This window comes from Bacillota bacterium (assembly GCA_012837285.1).
Lineage (GTDB): Bacteria > Bacillota > DTU030 > DUMP01 > DUMP01 > DUNI01.
Genome location: DURJ01000160.1, coordinates 1 through 20,308, shown reverse-complemented (window position 1 = coordinate 20,308; position 20,308 = coordinate 1). Strand labels below are relative to the sequence as shown.

The 20,308-nt window shown below is 54.9% G+C and carries 15 protein-coding genes; 13 read left to right on the top strand and 2 right to left on the bottom strand.

Annotated features, from left to right (window positions below; genetic code table 11):
• The first annotated feature begins 92 nt into the window (after positions 1-92).
• Together GX016_09685 and GX016_09680 are read left to right on the top strand one after the other, a co-directional pair.
• Entirely contained in the window at positions 93-374 is a 282-nt protein-coding gene (locus GX016_09685; protein ID HHT71818.1) for a hypothetical protein, read from the top strand.
• Between the two features lie 166 nt (positions 375-540).
• Positions 541-1,797 carry a D-alanyl-D-alanine carboxypeptidase gene (locus tag GX016_09680; protein ID HHT71817.1) on the top strand — a complete coding sequence of 419 codons (1,257 nt, stop codon included), beginning with the start codon at positions 541-543 and terminating at the stop codon, positions 1,795-1,797.
• A gap of 11 nt (positions 1,798-1,808) precedes the next feature.
• Here the strand turns inward: GX016_09680 and GX016_09675 are convergent, their stop codons facing one another.
• Positions 1,809-2,786, bottom strand: coding sequence for a hypothetical protein (locus GX016_09675; protein ID HHT71816.1), 978 nt, complete (start codon positions 2,784-2,786; stop codon positions 1,809-1,811).
• Positions 2,787-2,803: 17 nt separating this feature from the next.
• Positions 2,804-3,463 carry a hypothetical protein gene (locus GX016_09670; GenBank protein HHT71815.1) on the bottom strand — a complete coding sequence of 220 codons (660 nt, stop codon included), beginning with the start codon at positions 3,461-3,463 and terminating at the stop codon, positions 2,804-2,806.
• 133 nt (positions 3,464-3,596) lie between these two features.
• Here GX016_09670 and GX016_09665 point away from each other — a divergent pair, with 133 nt between their 5' ends.
• From GX016_09665 to GX016_09615, 11 genes are all read left to right on the top strand, one after another.
• On the top strand, positions 3,597-4,520 hold the full coding sequence (locus GX016_09665; GenBank protein HHT71814.1) for a decaprenyl-phosphate phosphoribosyltransferase: 924 nt from the start codon (positions 3,597-3,599) through the stop codon (positions 4,518-4,520).
• A 116-nt stretch (positions 4,521-4,636) separates the two neighbouring features.
• Positions 4,637-5,824, top strand: coding sequence for a hypothetical protein (locus GX016_09660; GenBank protein HHT71813.1), 1,188 nt, complete (start codon positions 4,637-4,639; stop codon positions 5,822-5,824).
• A gap of 133 nt (positions 5,825-5,957) precedes the next feature.
• Positions 5,958-7,142 (top strand): efflux RND transporter periplasmic adaptor subunit, encoded by a 1,185-nt coding sequence (locus GX016_09655; protein HHT71812.1) that lies wholly within the window; start codon positions 5,958-5,960, stop codon positions 7,140-7,142.
• Positions 7,139-10,297 carry an efflux RND transporter permease subunit gene (locus GX016_09650; protein ID HHT71811.1) on the top strand — a complete coding sequence of 1,053 codons (3,159 nt, stop codon included), beginning with the start codon at positions 7,139-7,141 and terminating at the stop codon, positions 10,295-10,297. Before GX016_09655 ends, GX016_09650 begins: the two co-directional genes overlap by 4 nt.
• Positions 10,297-11,538, top strand: coding sequence for a TolC family protein (locus GX016_09645; GenBank protein ID HHT71810.1), 1,242 nt, complete (start codon positions 10,297-10,299; stop codon positions 11,536-11,538). Before GX016_09650 ends, GX016_09645 begins: the two co-directional genes overlap by 1 nt.
• Positions 11,519-12,103 (top strand): TetR/AcrR family transcriptional regulator, encoded by a 585-nt coding sequence (locus GX016_09640; GenBank protein ID HHT71809.1) that lies wholly within the window; start codon positions 11,519-11,521, stop codon positions 12,101-12,103. The genes GX016_09645 and GX016_09640 overlap by 20 nt, the downstream gene beginning before the upstream one ends.
• A gap of 252 nt (positions 12,104-12,355) precedes the next feature.
• A complete protein-coding gene (locus GX016_09635) occupies positions 12,356-13,756 on the top strand; it encodes a S41 family peptidase (GenBank protein ID HHT71808.1) in 1,401 nt (466 codons plus the stop codon).
• A gap of 161 nt (positions 13,757-13,917) precedes the next feature.
• Complete coding sequence (locus GX016_09630) at positions 13,918-15,786, top strand: S-layer homology domain-containing protein (protein ID HHT71807.1); 1,869 nt, start codon at positions 13,918-13,920, stop codon at positions 15,784-15,786.
• A gap of 92 nt (positions 15,787-15,878) precedes the next feature.
• Positions 15,879-19,211: a hypothetical protein gene (locus GX016_09625; GenBank protein ID HHT71806.1), complete on the top strand. Its 3,333-nt coding sequence runs from the start codon at positions 15,879-15,881 to the stop codon at positions 19,209-19,211.
• A gap of 114 nt (positions 19,212-19,325) precedes the next feature.
• On the top strand, positions 19,326-19,715 hold the full coding sequence (locus tag GX016_09620) for a response regulator (protein HHT71805.1): 390 nt from the start codon (positions 19,326-19,328) through the stop codon (positions 19,713-19,715).
• 215 nt (positions 19,716-19,930) lie between these two features.
• Positions 19,931-20,230: a lysine exporter LysO family protein gene (locus tag GX016_09615; GenBank protein ID HHT71804.1), complete on the top strand. Its 300-nt coding sequence runs from the start codon at positions 19,931-19,933 to the stop codon at positions 20,228-20,230.
• Positions 20,231-20,308: the final 78 nt, after the last annotated feature.

Genomic DNA, 20,308 nt, shown 5'->3' with positions numbered 1-20,308 from the left:
TAAAGCGGGCAGGGAAGGTTGGCTGGTTAAAGCGTAACCCTTAAACGGGCTGGTTCATATTCTGAATAAGACCCGTGAAAGGGGGAATGTGCATGCCTTGGGATCATGGTGATTGGGGCGGACCCGGGGACTGGGGCGGTGGCTGGGACCGGCCGCCCATGACCCCCGGCCCTGGCGGACAGCAGCCGCGCCGAATTATCCAGATGGTGGAACCGGTGGCCCAGCACGGCCTGCGCGAACTTCAACGAGGGGTAAACCCCATGCATGTTATGCGAGAAGTGGCCGCAGCCGGCTACCTGGTGGGTACCGGTTTTACGGCAAACCAGGCTGTTCAGATGGTAGAGCAGTGGGAGCACATGGGCTTTTTCCCTTAGACTGCCCGCGCCATAGATAGTTTGCTCGAAACCACAAAGGGGCGGGCCTTAAGGCCCGCCCCTTTGACGGGCGTCCGCTGGTGGTTTTTTCCAGAGTTACCGGGGCAGGAATTTTTTGTGCCAAGGCCAATAATAATAAAGAGAACAAGAACTATGGAGGCTGGGCATGATTTACTTCCGTTGCCCCACCAGATTCTGTAGCTATGTAGTCTTAATCCTGTCTTTTTTTATTTGCTGGGCTGCGATCAGTGAGCCGGCGGTGGCGGCCGCACCGTCTCTGCCGGCGGTGGTAGCGGAAGCGGCCGTTGTAATGGATGCTGATACCGGCTGTGTGCTGGGATCTAAGAATTCTGACTTTAAGCTTCCCATGGCTAGCACCACTAAAATTGTAACGGCTCTGCTGACGTTGGAACAGGGGCAGCTAACCGATACGGTAGCTCTGAGTGAAGAAGCTGCCCAGCAAGAAGGCAGCTCCATGTACACCAGCCCCGGGGAGACCTACACAGTGGAAGAGTTGTTGTACGGTCTCATGTTAAACTCGGGCAACGACGCTGCTTGGGCCCTGGCCGAACACATGGCCGGGGATGTGCCTGCTTTTGTCCAGGCTATGAACGAACGAGTCCGTGAGCTGGGGGCGCTAAATACTCATTTTACCAATCCCAGCGGTCTGCCTGATCCGGGCCATTATAGCACTGCCAAGGATATGGCACTTATTGCTCGAGCCGCTATGGCCCGGGCGGATTTCCGCCGGATTGTGGGTGCCAAAGCGCATCAGGTACCTTGGCCGGTGAAAGACACAGACAAGTTGCTGGTGAATCATAATAAGTTGTTATGGCGCTACCAGGGCGCCGACGGGATTAAGACCGGATATACCAACGAGGCCCGGCAGTGCCTGGTGGCGTCCGCCAGCCGGGAGGATCGACAGTTAATAGCCGTGCTGCTAAAGAGCGAGACCGGGAGTGTCTGGCAAGATGCTCAGTTGTTACTGGACTGGGGTTTTGCTAACTTCGCCAATCATACGTTGGTGCGGGCCGGGGAAAAATTGGGCACTGTCCCGGTAAAACGCGGCCAGGCCGATCAGGTGGAGGCGGTAGCGCAACAGGATGTTCGAGTTACCTTGGCCCAAGGAGAGGAAGACCGGGTACAAGTCTCGCTGCTGGAGGTGCCCACTGAGTTGACCGCTCCGGTTGAAGACGGCCAGTTGTTGGGTAAAGCGGTGTTCACCTTGGGGGAGAAAGAGGTGGGCCAAGTAGCCCTGGTGGCAGCCGCTTTGGTCCGCCGCCCCCCAAAACCGTGGTGGTTTTGGTTCGGGGTGCTGTTTCTCCTGGGGCTGATGGGTCTGCTCGTAGCTGAGAATATACGGCGCCGGCGCCGGCGGATGAGACTCAAGTGGGTTTCTTTCCGCTACCGCGGGCCGAAATAAAAGGCTGCCCCTTACACCGGGGCAGCTTCTTCTTGGACCGACAGGTGCTTGCGGGTCGCCGGTGACAGCCGGGCTAGCAATGCATCTCTGGCCGCTGCTCCTACTGCAGCTCTGCTTTGCCGGCCTCTGCCTTTTACCGTCTGAACCCAATTGAGTTTTTGGTTTTTGTAATAAAGGTCAATATCCACAATTCGCCGACCGTCAGCGTTGTATTCCAAACCCAAGAGAAGGGATTTTATTTCCAGCGGATGCCAGTGAGAAAACAAGCGTACCTGGTAGGCAGTAACCGAAAGTAAGGCAAAAGCGTGGTCGCGGGTCCAGCGTTCACCCAAGATCAGACCCACTTCCAGTTCTTCCAGCACTTCGATTAGACGAGCCAGGTGCAGACTGTAATTGCCGTAAGCATCGTAAATGTTAATCCGGAGTTCATACCATTCGCTCTCGCCTTCTTTTAGGGCTTCGGTAAAGTAGCGCACCGCCCCCTGGCGCAATTCTTGAAATAAGCTCCTGGCCGGGCGGTGAATTAACAGCAGCTCCGGCTCCAATTCTTTGGTAGGAACCGATTTACCCATGGGATGAACAGTGAACCCCAGCAAAGTGTCGTCGGAATCCCCAATAGTGACACCACTTTTGAGATCCACTTTCCGGCCCTGGTATTCTTCCTCCAGTTGTAAAATCAACGTGCTCCCGACCGTGGGTATGCGCATAAGGATCAGTCCGGGACCCAGCTCCACTTTGTTGATGGCGGCAACGGCCCGGCTGGTGATCAGATGGGTCAATACGGCGGCGGCTGAATGTGGCACCGTAAACACCGTTTCGGCGTAGGGTGAGGTCATCACCACCACGCAGTCGTTTTCGCCGGCATAGCCCAGCCCAGTGGTGAGATGTTGTCCCCGAACGGAACCAAGTTCCGTCAGAGCGGCTTCTATCTGGGTGGGATTATCAGTGTGCAGGCACATGTACTCGGGACCGGTACGCAAAAACAGCATCAGTTCCTTCCCTCCTCCTATAGCTTTTGGGGCCGAGTCTTTAGGCCGCGGGCAGCGTCCATGCCATGAGGATAGGGCAGAGAGTAGATGGTGCCGTTTTCCAGCAGCAGATTAATTTTGGTCAACCCAGACAGGGGATGGCCAGAGACAGCCGGCGGCTGGTCGGGACAATGGCCGTAGAGGCCAAAATCGGCTCCGGCCGGCAAATGCTGCGGTTCATGAGCTACACCGATCTTGAGCGAGCCAAATTGGACCAGGCTACTTGCCGGCAACACCTGACTTCGCTGGCAGGTATGAGTGAGCACAGCGGTATTATCGTGATTGCCCGGGACCAGGTAGATGGTGCCTACCGGCATGCGCTCCAATTGCGGCAGATAGCGCTGGATTTGTTCCTGATAGAAATCGGACAGATAGGCGTTGTTTTCCAGCTTAATTTGATCCATCAAATCGCCGGTGTGGATTAAGACAGCGGGTCTTAATTTTTTTAGCAACCTAAACAGATACGGATAAAACACAGCCGGTGTATCACTCACATGTACTAGACAAGCGGCAGGTGAGGCCAACACCTCAGCCGGGACCGGCGGTGTTAATAAGTTATCCAGTCGCTCTTTTAGCCGGTCTGTACTGGCAGGCAGTTGCTGGCTCCAGGAAACAAGCTGGGACAGCAAAGAGGACATACCATCACCCCCTCTTGATCTGGACTCATTATAGCACATGGCCCAGGTGAACGGGAGTCCGGACTTGCTTGCTCTGCCAGAGCACGGCCGTTATAATGAAAACTGAAGCTTGGGTTCCAACGGGAGGGCAAAGATGATGGGAAACCGGGAAGCGGCGGGTGTTGTTGGCGATAAAGCGGCGCAGAACTCGCGCCTGAGACTGTATTGGTCTTTGCTCCGGCCCCGGCAGTGGACTAAAAACGCCTTCGTTCTGGCCGGGGTAGTCTTCTCCGGTCTGTTTACAAAGCAGCAGGCGCTGCTTACAGCCTTAGCCGCTTTTTTTGTTTTCTGTTTAATTTCCAGCGCCGGCTATGTCTATAATGATATTGCCGACAGGGAAGAAGATGCCCTGCATCCCACCAAATGCCACCGGCCGGTAGCTGCCGGCAAGGTAAGTGTAACTGAAGCACGAGTGCTGGTGGTGTTGTTGGTTTTGCTGGCGGCCGGGGGAGGTTTTCCCCTGAGCACGGCTTTTGGCTTGCTAGTGCTAGCGTATTTTCTGCTGACGGTGGCTTATTCGCTCTGGCTGAAGCAACTGGTACTGATTGATTTGTTGGTACTGGCAGCGGGCTTTGTTCTTCGTGCTGCTGCCGGCGCAGTGGCTGTGGGGGTGACGATTTCTCCTTGGCTTCTTATTTGTACCACCCTGCTGTCACTTTTTCTGGGCTTAGGGAAGCGGCGCCACGAATTGTTACTATTGGAGGGGGCTGCGTCTAGCCACCGGGCGACGCTAAATGATTACAGCCCGGAGCTGTTAAACCAGTTGTTGTCGTCGGTGACGGCGGCGACCCTGGTGTCGTATTCTATCTATACTTTTACCAGTGGACACGGGCCGGCCATGATGCTGACAATTCCTTTTGTTTTGTTCGGCTTGTTTCGGTATTTGTACCTTATTTACTGTCGGGATTTAGGCGGCAGCCCGGAGGAAATCTTGCTTACAGATCGGCAGTTGCTGCTGACGGTGATTTTGTGGGGAGGGGCCGTGCTTTTGGTCTTGGGCACAAAGCAGAGGTTCTAGCCCCGGAAAATCACCCCCCGGAACCATTGTCCGGCAGGCCACATATGGGTAATAAACGGGTAGCTCTTTTGAATGCGGGCCGGACTGTTCTGTAAGATTGGGCGAGGAGGATACATGTGGAGGAACGGACAAAACGCAGGGATTGGCTGCTAATTGTGGGCTTGGCCCTGCTCCTGCGGCTGGCTTTCAACTGGCGATTTGTGCCGGATACCAAGCATGCCGATATTGCCAGTATGTATCAGTATTCGCTGCGGGTAGCTCAGGGTATTTATTATGGCGAGGGGGTCTACTGGCCGCCGGGGTTTATTTTTCTCTCCGGCGCTTTGATTCGGCTATTTGGCGCCAACCGGTACTGGACGGTGATTCGCTATCTGCACAGCTTGTTAGGGGCCATAAGCTGCGGCTTCGGCTACAGTATCGGGGCCTACGCTTTTGGCAATCGGGCGGCGGCTATTGCGAGCGGTGTGCTGATGGCGGTTTATCTGCCGCTTGTTTACTATACCGGGTTGGCTTTTAGCGAGACGTTGTTTTTATTCTTGTTTTTGTGGTCGGTTTGCTGGCTGTACCGGCTGGCTCAAAGCAGAGCTAAGAACGATGCTGTTTGGGCCGGGCTTCTTCTGGGCTTGGCTACTTTAACCCGGCCGGTTACGCTGCTTGTGCCGGTGTTGCTGCTGCTGTGGTACTGGCTGATCTGGGAGCGCCAAGGGCGGTTGGTGTTGGCTCGGGTTGGTCTGATTATGTTGGTGCTGCTTGTTACTCTGCTGCCGTGGACTATCCGTAATTTCATTGTAACCGGCGACCTAGTGCTGGTGGATATGAACGGCGGGGTAAACTTTTATATCGGCCATAATGAGCGGGCTACCGGCACCTGGATGGACTTAGGCCAGAAAACAAACCCAGTAATCCTCTTGGGCGGTTCTCCGGCAGCCGGGAAACTGGGTTATCGCCGCGGACTGGAGTTTATCGTTAACCATCCCCGGCAGGAATTGACGCTGGCCTGGCGCAAGCTGGTCTGGTTTTGGACCAAGCCTTCGGATTGGTATATTTCCAGCTATGCCCAGGCGAAAGGGATTCCGCACCTGGAACCCCCGGTTTGGGGGGCGCTGGCCGTGGTGGGGGCGATTCTTACCTATAACCGGCGGCACAGCTCGTTATTTTTGATTTTGTTTGGGCTCTATTATAACGCCATTATAGTGGCGATTTATTTCGCCTGTCGCTACCGGTTGGTGGTGGAGCCGGTGTGGCTGCTTTTGGCCGCTGGGGGCATCGGGGAGCTGCTCGGCTGGTTAGGATTGGCTAGTTGACATAGTTTTGGAACCGCTCTATAATAGTGTCAGTTTCTGACCGACCGGTCGGTCGACAATATGTTCCGGACATAATAATGATGATATTGCGTAATTTAGATGGTTGAGTTGAGTTACAGGGGGAGGAGAAAGTATGTCCAAACGCTACATAAAGCTGGCTGTCTTTGTGCTTGCGGTTTTGGTGACGCTAACGGGCTGCAAGTCGTCAGCGGAAAAAGAACAGGGACCGAAGCCGGTGGCGGTGGAGGTAAAGCTGGTTGAAAGGGGCGAAGTCCAAGCTGGAACAGTGCTCAGCGGGCCGGTTCGTGCTCAGGCGGAAGTTTACGTTATTAGTAAGCTGCCGCTTCAGGTGCTGGCAGTCAAGGTACAAGTAGGCGACCGCGTGGAGGCGGGTCAGGTATTGTTGCAACTTGATGATAAGGATCTGGCACAACAGGTCCGGCAAGCCAGAGCCGCTTTGGCCGTGGCCGAAGCAGGACTGCCGCCGGCAAAGGAGGAGTCGCCTGCGGCGGCCAGCGCTCGCCTGGCTTATGAAAATGCAGCCGCGGACCTTACGCGGATGGAGTATCTAAAAGAACAAGGAGTCATCTCAGAACAGGCATTGGAGCAAGCCAGAGTCAGGGCGGCCGGAGCGGCGGCTCAATACCAAGGGATATTAGATCAAGAGAAAATGGCTCTGGCCAACCACGACCAAGCCCAGGCGGCTGTGGCCTTGGCCCGATCCCAGTTGGATAACGCTACCATTACTGCTCCGGTGGCCGGAATAGTGGCCAGTCTGCCGGTGGAGGTGGGGCAAATGGTCAGCCCCAGTGCGCCGGTGGTCACAATTGTGGCTATGGATCAGGTGAAGATTAGTCTTAATGCTACGGAAAAAGATATTAGTCATCTTAGGACGGGACAAAAAGTAACGGTTAAAGTGGCCAGTTTAGGGGGCAAAGAATTTGCCGGTGAACTTACAGCGGTGGCCCCGGCGGCTGATGCCAGAACGCAGGGGTTTCCGGTGGAAGTGACAGTACCCAATGACGGCCATTTGATTAAGCCAGGGATGTTTGCGGAAGTAGAATTACAGACGGAAGTAGTCTCGGCGGTGTTGGTAATTGAGCGGGAGGCTATTGTCCCAGCGGGGACCAACCAAACGGTATTTGTGGTTAAGGATGATATAGCCTACCAGAAAGAAATAATATTGGGGCTGGTGAATGACCGGGTAGCGCAAGTGACCTCCGGGCTCGGTGAGGGTGAGCTGCTGGTGGTGAAAGGGCAGCAGTATCTGCGCGATGGCATGCCTGTTTCGGTGGTGGCTGGGGGTGAAGCGTCATGAACCTGGCTGGGTTCTCCATTCGCCGTCCGGTGACAGTATGTATGGGCATCTTGGTGTTGCTGGCGTTAGGGGGCGTGTCTCTCAGCCAGCTACCCATCGATCTGTTACCGGAACTTAACCTGCCCATGGCGGTGGCGGTATCCACCTACAGCGGGGCCGGTCCGGAAGAAGTGGAACAAATGGTGACCCGGCCGCTGGAAGCGGTGCTGTCCACCGTGAGCAACGTTAAGAATGTAATGTCCATCAGTTCGCCGGGCAGCTCCATGGTAATGGTTGAATTTAACTGGGGCACGGATATGGATTTTGCCACCCTGGACATGCGGGAGAAAATTGATATTCTGTCGGGCGTGTTACCGCCTGAGGTGAAACGACCGACGGTATATAAGTTTGACCCGGCACTACTTCCCATAATGTCCATCGGGGTGTCGTCCGACAGCCGAGATCTGGCCACTTTAAAACAGTTGCTGGAAGATAAGGTAATCAACCGGCTGGAGAGGATAGACGGAGTGGCTTATGCTATGCTGGCCGGCGGCCCGGTACGGGAGATTAAGGTGCTGGTGGATCAGGCCCGTCTCAGTGGCTACGGCTTGACTTTGGGCCGGTTGGTTCAGGTGCTACAAAGCGAGAATCTAAACTTACCCGGTGGTACCATCCAAGACGGCGGGCGGGAGTATGTGATCCGTACCACCGGCGAATTTAGAAGCATTGACGAGATCCGAAACGTTACTTTGCTGACTCCCATGGGAGCCCCTATTCGTTTGAGCGATGTGGCCACGGTAAAGGAAGTGGAAGACCGGAGCGGGGCCTATTCGCTGCTAAACGGCCGCCCGAGCTTGGGTATTGCTATCCAGAAGGAAACGGGAGCCAACACAGTACAGGTAGCGGCCAAGGTAAGGGAGGAGATGGAAAAGGTTGCCAGGGATCTGCCCGATGTGGACTACAGCTACACTTTTGACCAATCGAAGTTTATTGAACGGGCCATCGGCAACCTGAAAAGCAATGCCATTATAGGCGGCCTGCTGGCGATATTCATCCTCTATGTGTTTTTGCATAGCTTTAGGAGCACCTTGATTATTGCCTTGTCCATCCCCATTTCCATTATTGCTACCTTTACTTTAGTTTATTTCAATAAGCTTACTTTGAACATGATGTCACTGGGTGGTCTGGCCCTGGGCGTAGGTATGCTGGTGGACAATTCTATTGTGGTACTGGAGAACATCTACCGGCATTGTGAACAAGGGAAGACCAGGCTGGTGGCGGCCCAAGAAGGGGCAGCAGAAGTTGGGCTGGCTATTACGGCCTCGACTTTGACTACCGTTGCGGTGTTTGTACCTATTGTTTATATAAAGGGACTGGTGGCGGAGATCTTCACTCAACTGGCGCTGACAGTGACCTTTTCGCTGTTGTCTTCTTTGCTGGTGGCCATGACCCTGGTTCCTTTGCTGGCCAGCCGGCTGCTTAAAGTTGAGGCTGAGCGGCCGCCGGCCCAGCCAGGCTGGGGGCCGGCTCGGTGGGGGCGGCAGTTGGCGGACCGGATCAGACAGGCGCTAGCTAATCTGGACCGTTTTTACCGCCGGGCCCTTTCTTGGAGTCTGGACCATCGTCGCCTGGTGCTGGCCGTAGCCGCCGGTGCTTTTGTTCTGAGCTTGATCGCTCTTCCGTTTTTGGGCCGGGAGCTTTTCCCCCGTACCGACGCGGGGATGCTTACAGCTACCATCAGTTTGCCGCTGGGATCTACCATTGAGCAAACAGGCCAAATTGCTGAGCAAGTGGAGGAGATTTTGGCTCAGGTACCGGAAGTGGATACCATCTTCACGTCGGTAGGGGGCAGCGAACTGTTCTCTGCCGGTGGCATGGGTACTTATGCCGAGCATGCCACCATTGATGTCAATCTGAAACCACAACGAGAACGAAAGCGGAGCGACTTGCAGCTCGCCGAGGTGGTACGAGAGCAGGTGCAGGATATTGCCGGGGCCGAAATTACTGTGACCGCCCTGGATATGATGGGTATGCACGCCGTGGCCGGTAGCGGCGGGCCCATTAGCATTCAAGTTTACGGAGACGATATCGACCTGCTGAAAACTGTAGCTGACGATGTGGCCACGGTGGTAAAGGATGTTCCGGGAACACGGGAAGTGGAAACCAGTTTTGAAGAAGGACGGCCGGAAATCCAGGTGCGGTTAAACCGAGACAAAGCGGCTGCCCTGGGTCTGTCAGCCGGTCAGGTGGCTCAGACAGTGGATATGGCTATCGACGGTCAAGTTGCTACTCGCTATCGTGTGGGCGGGGACGAGGTAGACATAATTGTACAGCTAGAAGAGGGGCAGCGACAGAACCTGACCGATATCAAGGGAATACGCCTGGCCTCACCCCTTGGTTTTCAAGTCTCCTTGGACGATGTGGCCGAGCTGGTGTTGGAGCAGGGCCCAAGCAGTATTTATCGCGAGAACCAGACCAGAGTCGCTACAGTATCAGCCGATATTATCGGGCGTCCGTTGGGCAAGGTGAGTAATGATATTGCCCGGGCCCTTGCAGTTGCGCCCCTTCCTGAGGGTTACACGGTGGAATTTGGCGGCGAGAATAAGATGATGATGGAGGCCTTTGCTGATTTGAGCTTGGTGTTGGTCTTTGCCGTGGTATTGGTGTATATGGTGATGGCAGCTCAATTTGAATCGCTGCTGCATCCTTTCACCATTATGTTTTCCATGCCCTTGGCGATGGTGGGGGTAGTACTGGGTCTCGCCGTTACCGGCACGCCGGTTTCAGTGCTGGCAGCCATCGGTGTTGTTGTCTTGGCCGGCGTGGTGGTGAACAATGCCATTGTGCTGGTGGACTATATCAACATCCTGCGAAAAAGGGGACTCAGTGCTAAGGAGGCAATTCTCACCGCCGGACCCACTCGGCTGAGGCCAATTCTTATGACCACGTTGACCACGGTGTTGGGCTTGGTTCCGCTGGCCCTAGGGGCGGGCGAAGGCGGGGAAGTGCAGGCACCGCTTGGTATTACAGTGATCTTCGGTCTCAGTATGTCCACGATCCTGACCTTAATCGTGGTGCCGGTGGTCTACACTTGGTTCGAAGACCTGGGGTCGATCTTAACACGGCGGCTGCCGTGGCTCGGGGCCAACCGAGCTTATGGGAGGAGCGTAGAATAATGGGTAGACGAAGTAAGATTATAGCTGCCTTGATAATACTGGCCCTAACGGTGACGGCTGGGCCGGTGCAGGCCGCGTCCCCGGAACGAGAGACTAAGGTACTGAGTTTGGCCGAATGCCTGGAGCTGGCAGCTAGAAACAATCCCCGGTTAAAACTGGCGGCAGTGGCGTTGGACCAAGCGAAGCTGGGACTGAAGGAAACCAAGAGCGGGGTTAGGAAACTTGAGGATCTAGAGAAAGAGGTGGAGGCCTTAAAGGGGCTTAAACCGGAGGAACTGGCTAACATCGACCCGGCGATGTTAAGCATACCGCTCCCGGCTGATCTGGAAACCAGCTTCTTCAAAGAGCACGGCGTTTGGGCAGCCGAACAACAAGTAGCCCTGGCCCAAGCCTCGTACGACCTGGCCGGGGAAGGGGTCCGGTTGGCGGTGCTGAGTGCCTATTACGACTTCCTCCATGCGGAGGCTAATCTGGCCACGGCTGGGGCAGCGGAAAAAGAAGCCGCTGAGGCCCGGCGAGCCGTGGCGGCCCAGCTTAAAGTTGGCTTGGTTACACCGGCGCAAGATTTGGCGGCTCAAACCGGCCTGGCTGGAGCGCGAGCGGGACGGTTGGGGGCCGAAAGTGCCTGTGAGGCCAAGCGGTTAGCGCTGCTTAAAGAGATAGGCTTAAGTAGCGATACGAAAATAACTCTCAGTCCGGTACCGGAGCCGGAAGCTGAGTTCGAGCTGGAACAGACGGTGCGAGCGGCTTTAAAATCCAGTATCGACATTAAGGTGGCTCAGTTTCAATATGACCTGGCGGCGAAAAAGTTTGACTTAACCGGTAAGTGGTACCCGGACATTACTTATAAATACAAGGGGGCCGAGTATGCCTTTTTACAGGCCCAGATTCAGCTTACCGATACGAAGGTGGCGGTGGAGACCGGGGTACGTACCAGCTACAATCTGCAGTTGGCGGCCAAAGAACAACTGCTGCCGGCCCAGGGGGCGGTGGAGCAAGCGGAAGCGGACTTGCGAGCCGCTCAGGCTAAACTGAAGGTGGGGGCGGCTACTGAACTAGATGTACTTACAGCCGAACGGGCGCTGGCCCAAGCCAAAAGCTCCCTGATTGGGGTCCAAAAGAGCTCTGCCCTGTCGGCGGCCAGTTTAGAAGCGGCGGCAAAGGGTCTGACCGCCGGTCTAACCGGGGCCAGTTCCGTACCGGACGGAGGTGCAATGTCTAATGCTGGACCTGAGCGATAAGGAGCAGGCAATTATTGCGGCGGCGCAGCGCATATTTGCCCTCCACGGCTACAGTCAGGCCCGGGTGGAGGATATCGCCCAGGCGGCCGGGGTGGGTAAAGGGACAGTGTACGAATACTTTTCTTCCAAGCAGGCTGTGTTTGAGCAGGCAGTGGAAGCTGGGATGAGCCAATACATGGATGGTTTGGAACACGAGATTCAAAGAGACAGTTCTCCCATTGAGAAACTGCGGCGAATCGCGGTGCTGCATATGAAGTTTGTTACTGAGCACCGGAATACGGCCAGTATTATCATCGCTGATCCGGCTATTATGTCGCCGCACCGGGAACGCTTAAGAGAGATTTGTCAGCGTGCCCAGGATATGGTGGCCGCTGTGATTAAGCAGGGTATAGAGGCGGGGCTGCTCAAGTCGGTGGACGCGCTGTTGGCCACGCAAGCCTTTTTAGGGGTGCTGTCCACGGTAGGGGTGTGGTACTTGGTGCAGCAACGGCCCTGGGATCCGGAGAGGACGGCGGCGCTGGTTACAGATCTTGTTGTGTACGGCTTGGCTAGCCCCGAGGGCTAAGCTTTGCTTTGGGGATGTTCCTGCAACCACCGCTCTGTAGGGAGGGGTCTTTTTGCCAGCTTGCATCCGCAGGATGATCCGTCCCTACCGCCTGTCATTCTGAGCGCAGCGAAGAATCTTGTCGCAGCCCGTACGATTCGGCAAGACTTGGCCCGCCTGAACTCTTTTTATGTGGGGGCAGGTTTTACCGGGTTAATGCCGAATAGACTATAGTCAGAGGTCAATTCTAAAGCAGTGAGGATGAAACTTATTATGCGAAACAAGCGCCACTGGGCTCTAATCTTGGCAGTGGTTATTTTGTGTAGTGCTTTGGCTTTAAAGGTGCCGGCTTTGGTACGGGCTTTTGCCGGACCGGATGAAGATGTGGTCTTCTTTCTTGATGTTTTAACCAAGGTACGGCAGTCTTATGTGGAAGAGGTACCCACTAAGAAGCTGATTGAAGGCGCACTGCGGGGTATGGTGGAGTCTTTAGAAGATCCTTATTCCAATTATCTTAACGCTGATGAGTACCGCGAGTTTAGGGCCAGTACCAGTGGAACCTTCGGCGGGGTGGGTATAGTAATCACCGCCAAGGAAGGATATGTTACGGTGGTGGCACCGATTAAAGGCACTCCTGGCGAACGGGCCGGGCTGCAGCCGGGGGATCGTATTATCAAGGTGGATGAGAAAGATGTCCGCGGCCTGGCTGTGGATGTAGCCAGCCGGTTAATCTTAGGGGAGCCGGAGACCCAGGTGGTACTGGAGGTGGAACGCAACGACGAGAAACTCTCTTTTACCATCACCCGCGAGTTTATTGAGGTGAATCCGGTGGAGGCGGAAATGCTGGCGGATAATCTGGGCTATATTAGGTTGACCAACTTTAACGAACACGCCGGCGACTGTTTGCGGGAAGCGGTGGCTACTTTGAGCCAACAAGGCATGCAGGGGGTTATACTGGATCTGCGCGGTAATCCCGGCGGTGTGCTTAACCAAGCGTTAGAAGTGGCCCAAGAGTTTGTTCCGGCCGGTCCGGTGGTGTATGTGGAAGAACGGGGGCGGGAACAGAAACGGGTTTTGAACTCTAAGCTAAAGACAGTGCGCTGGCCGTTAGTGGTGTTGGTGGACGGGGGCAGTGCCAGCGCAGCCGAGATTGTGGCCGGCGCAGTACAAGATCGCGGTGCCGGTACACTGGTGGGCGAGAAGACCTTTGGCAAAGCTACGGTGCAAGATGTCTTTTGCCTAGACGACGGCGGGGCACTGAAAATTACCATTGGCCGCTATTTCACCCCCAACGGACGCAATATTAACCAAGAGGGGATTGTACCTGATATAGTAGTACCGGCAGCCAAAGAACCCCGCTATCCGGCTCTGGAGCTGGATCGCATCTTAGTTCCGGAAACAGGTGGGTTGGATGTGGCTGAGTTGCAGCAGCGCCTAAAGGCTCTAGGTTTTGATCTACCTAAGATCGACGGCATTTTCAGCGGTAAGACAGTGGAAGCAGTAAAGGAGTTGCAGGCAGAACAGGGCCTGGAAAGTACCGGCCAGGTGGATATGAACACCCTCAACGCTATCAATGAGCGTTTGGCCGCTATTAATAAGGAAGATCCGCAGTTGGACAAAGCAATTGAGGTTCTGCAGGAGCAGATAGCTAAGAAGGCTAGGCGGGCGGCTTAAACGGTGGGGTGCTAAGGCACCCCCCCAGTTGTTTTAGCTGGGCAACCGGTGCATTTACTGGCCAATTTTCCAGGCTTGCTCCTGCCTACCCCCTAAAAAATAGAAGTGCTCACGACTAATAATAGAGGACACCAAACCAGGTAAAAGGAGGAAATCGCGGTATGAAAAGGACGGTTCGGCTGCTGATAGCTGGCCTGGTGCTGGCGGCAATGCTGGTTAGCATCTTGGCACCGGTGGCACTGGCGGCACCAAAGTGGGATGTAAAGCCGGGGAAAGGGCCAAAGATCAAGTTCAAGGACATTGAGAAAAACTGGGCTCGGGACTACATTGAACAGATGGCGTTGGCGGGAGTTCTAAAAGGAGTTAGCGATGACAAGTTTGCTCCGGACGAAAGCGTGGAAAGTGTTCAGATCCTAGTGATGTTGGTACGGGGATTAGGATTGGAAGAGAAGGCCTTGGAGTACCAAAACGATAAAGAGACTATCAGGAGGATGTCTGGGATTCCGGCCTGGGCCCGGGGGTATGTACGCGTAGCTCTGGAGGAAGGGATCATTACTGAAACAGAGTTTAGCAATTTGCGCCCCGGTCAAAAGGCCACTCGCTTAGATGCGGCCAAGTATATCAGCCGGTTATTTGATGAAGAAGATGATTGGTGGGACAATTTTGATTTACCGGGTCTTCGGGATCTGGGGGACTTGTCCGATGATCTGAAAGTATACATTATTTTGGTGGCCAAGAAGGGTATTATGGTGGGTACGCCGGAGGGACGCTGGTTACCCCATAATTTGCTCAATCGGGGCCAGATGGCCAAAATTATGTCACTGATCCTGAGCCGGCTGGCCAACCGGTATCGGCTACCGCAGAGCCAGGTTTACGGTGAGGTGGTGCGGGTACAAACGGAGACCGCCAGTAGGGATGCCAGTATAACTATCAAGACCGATCAGGATAGGTATACGTACACCGTGGCTGACAACTGTGTCATTCGGGTGGATGGTAAAGCGACCGAATTAGAGGATGTGACCCCAGGTCAGCGGGTCTGGCTAACGCTAGCGGGGACTGGCGGCACCCGGGAAGTGGTATATATCAGGGCCGAAACACCGACAGAGACGGATATAAGAGTCACAGGAACCATCAGTGGTCTTACTCTGGGGCAAGATGCCGCCATTACAGTGATAACTGACGGTGGACGCAAAATTACCTTCCAAGTGGACGACGAGACCTACATCAGTCTGGACGGGCAGGAAGTGTTCTTGAGTGATCTCAGATTAGAGCAGCAGGTAACAGTAAAGGGCGTTCAACAAGATAAGGCTAATATAGCCCTTGAGATTACGGCGAAATCGAATCAGAAAGAAGTATCCGGCCAGATTACAGCAGTAGTTACCAAGACACCCTGGTCGTTGTCCGTAAAAGATAACAAGGGGAGAGAGCACACCTTCAGGATTACGAAGCGCACTACTATTCGGTTAAACAACAAGGCCGCAGTATTGGCAGATTTGCAGCCTGGGGATCAGATTGAGGTTCGAGCAGTTGATGACGAAGCTATTTTGCTTGAAGCCCAGCGGGAAGAGCCGGCGGAGAAGGAGATCGAAGGCAAGATTACAGCTTTGGTGCTGAGAAAAGACCCCACTATTACAATTCGGACTAAGGCTGGCCGTGACTATACTTACGCGGTAACTGCCGCTACCAAAATCCGCTTAGACGATAAAGTGGCCACTTTAGATGCTCTTGATGTGGGCTGGGAGGTAGAGCTTAGGGTAAAGGGTGACCAGGCCCTGAACATTTGGGCCGAGTCACCGCCAGACGATGAAGAACGAACAGTAGAAGGCGTTCTTGTTCAAATCAGACGAGGAGACAAAAACTATGTCAAGATTGAAGATGAGGACGGCCGGGTGCACGAGTACAAACTAGATAGTAACGCTCGCTTCTTCTGGGACGAGGAAGAGGTTTCCTTGGTCGAATTGGCCACCGGTCTGGAGGTGGAGCTTATTATCCGGGGTGGAATCGTGTACGAAATTAGGGCCGAGGACTAGAAGTTAGGGCTGAAATCCTCCCTTTCCTGGGAGGATTTTCTTTTTTCGGGGGCGAATAGTATTACTAATACGGTGGTCGGGGAGGATGTTTTATGACTGCTAAATGGTCGCGAACAGTCGCGGTGTTTCTGGCGGGGCTGTTATTGGTGGGGGCGACCCTGCCGGCACAGGCGGCCGGGACTTTTTCTGATTTGCAGGGTCACTGGGCGGAAGCTAAAGTGAACGATTTAGTCACGGCCGGAATCATAAGTCCTGGTGAGAAGTACCGACCGCGTGATCCGGTAACCAGGGCTGATTTCATCAAGATGTTGGTACTGGCTTCCGGTTTGCCGCAGGCTGTCTCCTATCCGCCTACCTTTAGTGATGTGCGGCAAGAGCACTGGTTTTATAAGTACGTAGAGACGGCAGCTTATCATGGGGTGGCCAAGGGTGATTCCACCGGGAAGTTTAGACCCCATGAAGGGTTGACCCGGGAACAAATGGCTTCCATGGTGATCAGGGCACTGAAAGATGAAACCGATGCCAGTGTAAGCTTTCTGGCTCGGTTCAAGGACGGGAATCAGGTTTCAAAATGGGCAGAAGTTGATTTGGCCCGGGCTGTAGCCAAAGGTCTTATTTCCGGTACGGACCAAGGCTTTCTCTTTCCGACCCAGGCGGCAACTCGGGATCAGGCGGCGGCGGTAATCTGGCAGTTGTGGCAGCAGCTCAGAACCGGCGGCCAACCTATCACCACACCGCCGGCAGGTACGCTCAGTGCAGTGGCCGCAGCTTTGGATTTGGATCGGGTTGTCATTACTTTCAGCGGAGCGGTGGACAGCGGCAGCGCCGCCCAGGTAGCTCGCTACCGGCTGGTGCCGGCCACCGGGTTACAGGTGGAAGTACCGATAGAGGCGGTCCAGGTGGCCGCCGACGGACAGAGTGTTACCTTAGCCACCGGTTCCCTAATTAGGGGAACGCGCTATTTGCTGTCGGTGTTGGATCTGACGGCGGCTGGGAAAACCCACACCTTGTCGCTTTATTTCACGGCCGGCGCTACCGATCTAGCGCTGCCGCCGGTGGGAGACAAGAACGTGGCAGTACTTGGCCCAACCCGCCTTAAAGCTACTTTCGAGCAGGAATTGGATCCGGAGTCTGTAAGTGCAGGTCCGGAAGGGAGCTTTACTTTGGCTTATGCCGGCACCGCTTTTAGTCCGGGGATTGTGACCGGGGCTGTGATTACGGCTCCGCGGGAAGTGGTCTTAACGGTGCCTGAGCTGAAGGTCGGGGAGCGCTACACCCTGAGCGCCCACGATTTAAGGACGGCGTCAGGAAGCAAGCTGTCACTGGATCCGGTTAGCTTCAGTTTTACTGTATCTGTCGGTCAACAGGCCCCGCGTCTTACATCTTTAGCTTGCACCGGGCCGGAGAGCTTGGAATTGACCTTCGATCAGGAACTGGATGTGAAGACAGCAGTCAGCGCCGGTAACTACCGCCTGCGCGAAACCGGGGAGCGGCCGCAGCAGGTTTGGGTTACCGGCCGGACGGCAGTGCTGATTTTTCCGCGGCCGCTTACCGTGGGCAGCGTATATACGTTAGAGGTGGAACCGCTGGCTGATCTGTGGGGCAATAGATCGGCGGCTACCAGCCGCACGGTTACAGTGGCTAAGGATACAACGCCGCCGAAGGTTGTCGGCGCCAATGCTCTCTCTGGTACGACTATTGAGGTGTTGTTTAATGAGAAACTGGTTGTGGTGGGCGATATTCTGCTCAGGCGGCAAGGGCGAAAAGTTGATGTCCGCCGGGTGGAGCAGGTGGCTCCGGGACGGGTGCTGGTAAGCACTTATTTGGACCGTGATGATGCTTACCGGCTGGAACTGGCCGGAGCCTTAGACGCTGCTGGCAATAAGGCGCCAGCTAGCAGCTTGTACTTTACTTTTGTCGGGGGTACAAGGAGCGAGCAGGCCGAGTTTCCACCGGAGGTAAAACAAGTGCAGTTGGCCCCCGGCCGCTACGATCAACTGCTGGTGCATTTTTCGGCATCCATGTCTGTTACCGGGGCCGAGCGAACTCGCAACTACCGGCTGACCTGGGCGGATGATTTGAGCGAGGAAATAGCAATTGAAACAGCTGAGCTGGGCGACGATGACCGGGAAGTGCGGTTGACTTTAGCCCAGCCGTTGGAGAAGGGACGAACGTATCGCTACTTTGTCTCCGCTATCGAAGATGCAAGCGGCGAAGAGATGATACCGGCAGCCGGATACTTGGTGCCAGGGGTCACGGCTGAACAAGACGGCTTTATTCGGTCGGTAACGGTGCTGGATGCCCGCCGGTTGGAGGTAGTCTTTGCTGAAGAGGTGCAAGATAAGTTCTCGGCCAGCAACTATGGCCTGGTGGACCAGAAGAGCCAGCGCTTGGTCCCTATGCTAGGTGTAGACAGAACCCCTGACCCGGATCGGGTTACCTTACGGCTAGGACAAGAGCTGGAAGAAGATAGGGACTACTTGTTCAGTGCCGGTAATAATTTGGCCGATAAGAGCGGTAAGCGGTTTACCACTTTTAGTACCACCGTGCGGCTAGCGAGCGGCAGTGCGGTACGGTTTCGTTTCCAGGAGGCCCAGGCGCTGGACAGCCGCAGCTTCCGGCTGACTTTTAGCCGCCCGGTACAAGAGGTAAGGGTTGACTTGCCCGGTTATGTGTTCCAGTATGAATACTATGACTCAGTAGTCTTGGTACGAGCTAACAAGAGCTTTAGGAGCGGCGAGACTTATCGCCCGGAAGTTTGGGCTCGGGATAATGGGGGCCAAGTGCTTGATTGGCGCAGCGTGAGATTAGAGTTCGATCCGGACACGTGGTCGGCAGAAGTAGTTGATGTGGCGGCGGCTACCAGCCAACGGGTGAAAGCGGAATTCAGCAGTCCGTTGGATGCTTACAGTGCTAGCGACGAAAGCAACTTTTATCTTGAAACCAGCACCGGAGCCTTATTGCGCCCGGTAAAGGCGGAGTATGATCCGGCCCGTTTGCTGGTGTGGCTGACGCTGCCCACCTCAGCGTCGCTCAGCGAAGAACGCTACTTTTTAGTGTTGGACGGAGTTCGGGATATTAACGGGAACAAGCTGTCGGCCAAAGAGCGCCATCGCTTTTACGGTGTAGATACAGTGCCGCCGGTGGTGATCCTGCCCTATCTGATTAACCAAGAAGGTCTCCCGGTACAGTTGATCCAAAGCGGCGATCAGACTACTATTGCGGGCCACCCTGGGGCGGTGGAGGCGGAATCCTATCTGCGGGTTCATATTGACGACCGGCTGGTGGCTGTGGGGCGGGCCGAACAAGACGGGAGCTTCAAGCCGCTGAGCTTAGGTCAGTTGCAAGGCCGCCGTACTTTGCGGTTGGTGGTGACGGACCGAGCCGGTAACAGCGGTGAGCGCAGCCAAGTGTATGAATTCTAATGCCGGACGAAACGGTGTCTAAGAATATAGCGACGTCAGATTGGCATCAGCAGAAGATAAGATTAGGGCCAAGCGGATTCACAAACCAGAGCCGCTAACTAAGGAGGGGGTAAGGTGCACACGCTCCTTGTAGTGGACGACCAACGGGGTATGCGGTTGTTACTGAGGGAAGTCTTCCACCAAGAGGGACTGTGTGTGATTACAGCTGCCAGCGGCACCGAAGCTCTAACAATAGTTCGATTGACTCCACCGGATCTTATGCTACTGGATCTGAAACTACCTAAACTAGATGGGCGGACAGTCCTACAGCAGGCAATTCGCCTCTGTCCAGAGCTTAGGGTTATCGTAATGACTGCTGCTTACAACGAGGATTGTGCGCTCCAATTGCTGAGCTATGCCGGAGTGGTGGCAGTGATCGCTAAACCGTTCGACGTACACCGATTGAGGGAGTTAGTGACTCATCATTTATTCGGCGGCCATGGTACCATAGCCGGACCGGATTAGGTATAGTGGGTACTTCTGCACGGGCAGAACTATAGAGGAGCGGCAGAGTTGAGCGGATGTCTGCCTGGGGCTTAATCACCCAGAGAACAACAGTTTACGCCTTGGAGCGGTTACCGCCGGTCTCCCGGCGGTCCTTTTTTGAGAAAATCCCGAGCCCAAAGGAGCTGAAGTCGTACGGGTATTCATTCTAAGGGAGCTGAAAGTAGGGACATAACGTGCTGACGGTTATACTAGCTTTGACTGCCGGAGCTGTCGCTGGTTATTTAGGTATATTTAAAACAGCCGCCTGGTATGTAGCCGGCCCCTTAAGCACTGCCGGAGTTGTGCTGTTGTTGTTTTTCCTGGGCGCTAAGATCGGTGCCGACCGGGAGATTATGAACGGTCTGGCTGTTATGGGTTTAGAAGCGTTGGCGTATGCTATGGCCACTATTGCCGGCAGCCTCCTGGTAGTGGGGGCTTGGCAATCACTGGAAAGGCGCACAAGGAAAGATAAGCAGGAAAGAGAGGGAGCCTAAGTGATTCAGATCGTAGCCGCGTTGGTGGCCGGTATTGCTGTGGGTTATCTTGGGCTGCTACCGGGTTTTGTAGTGGCG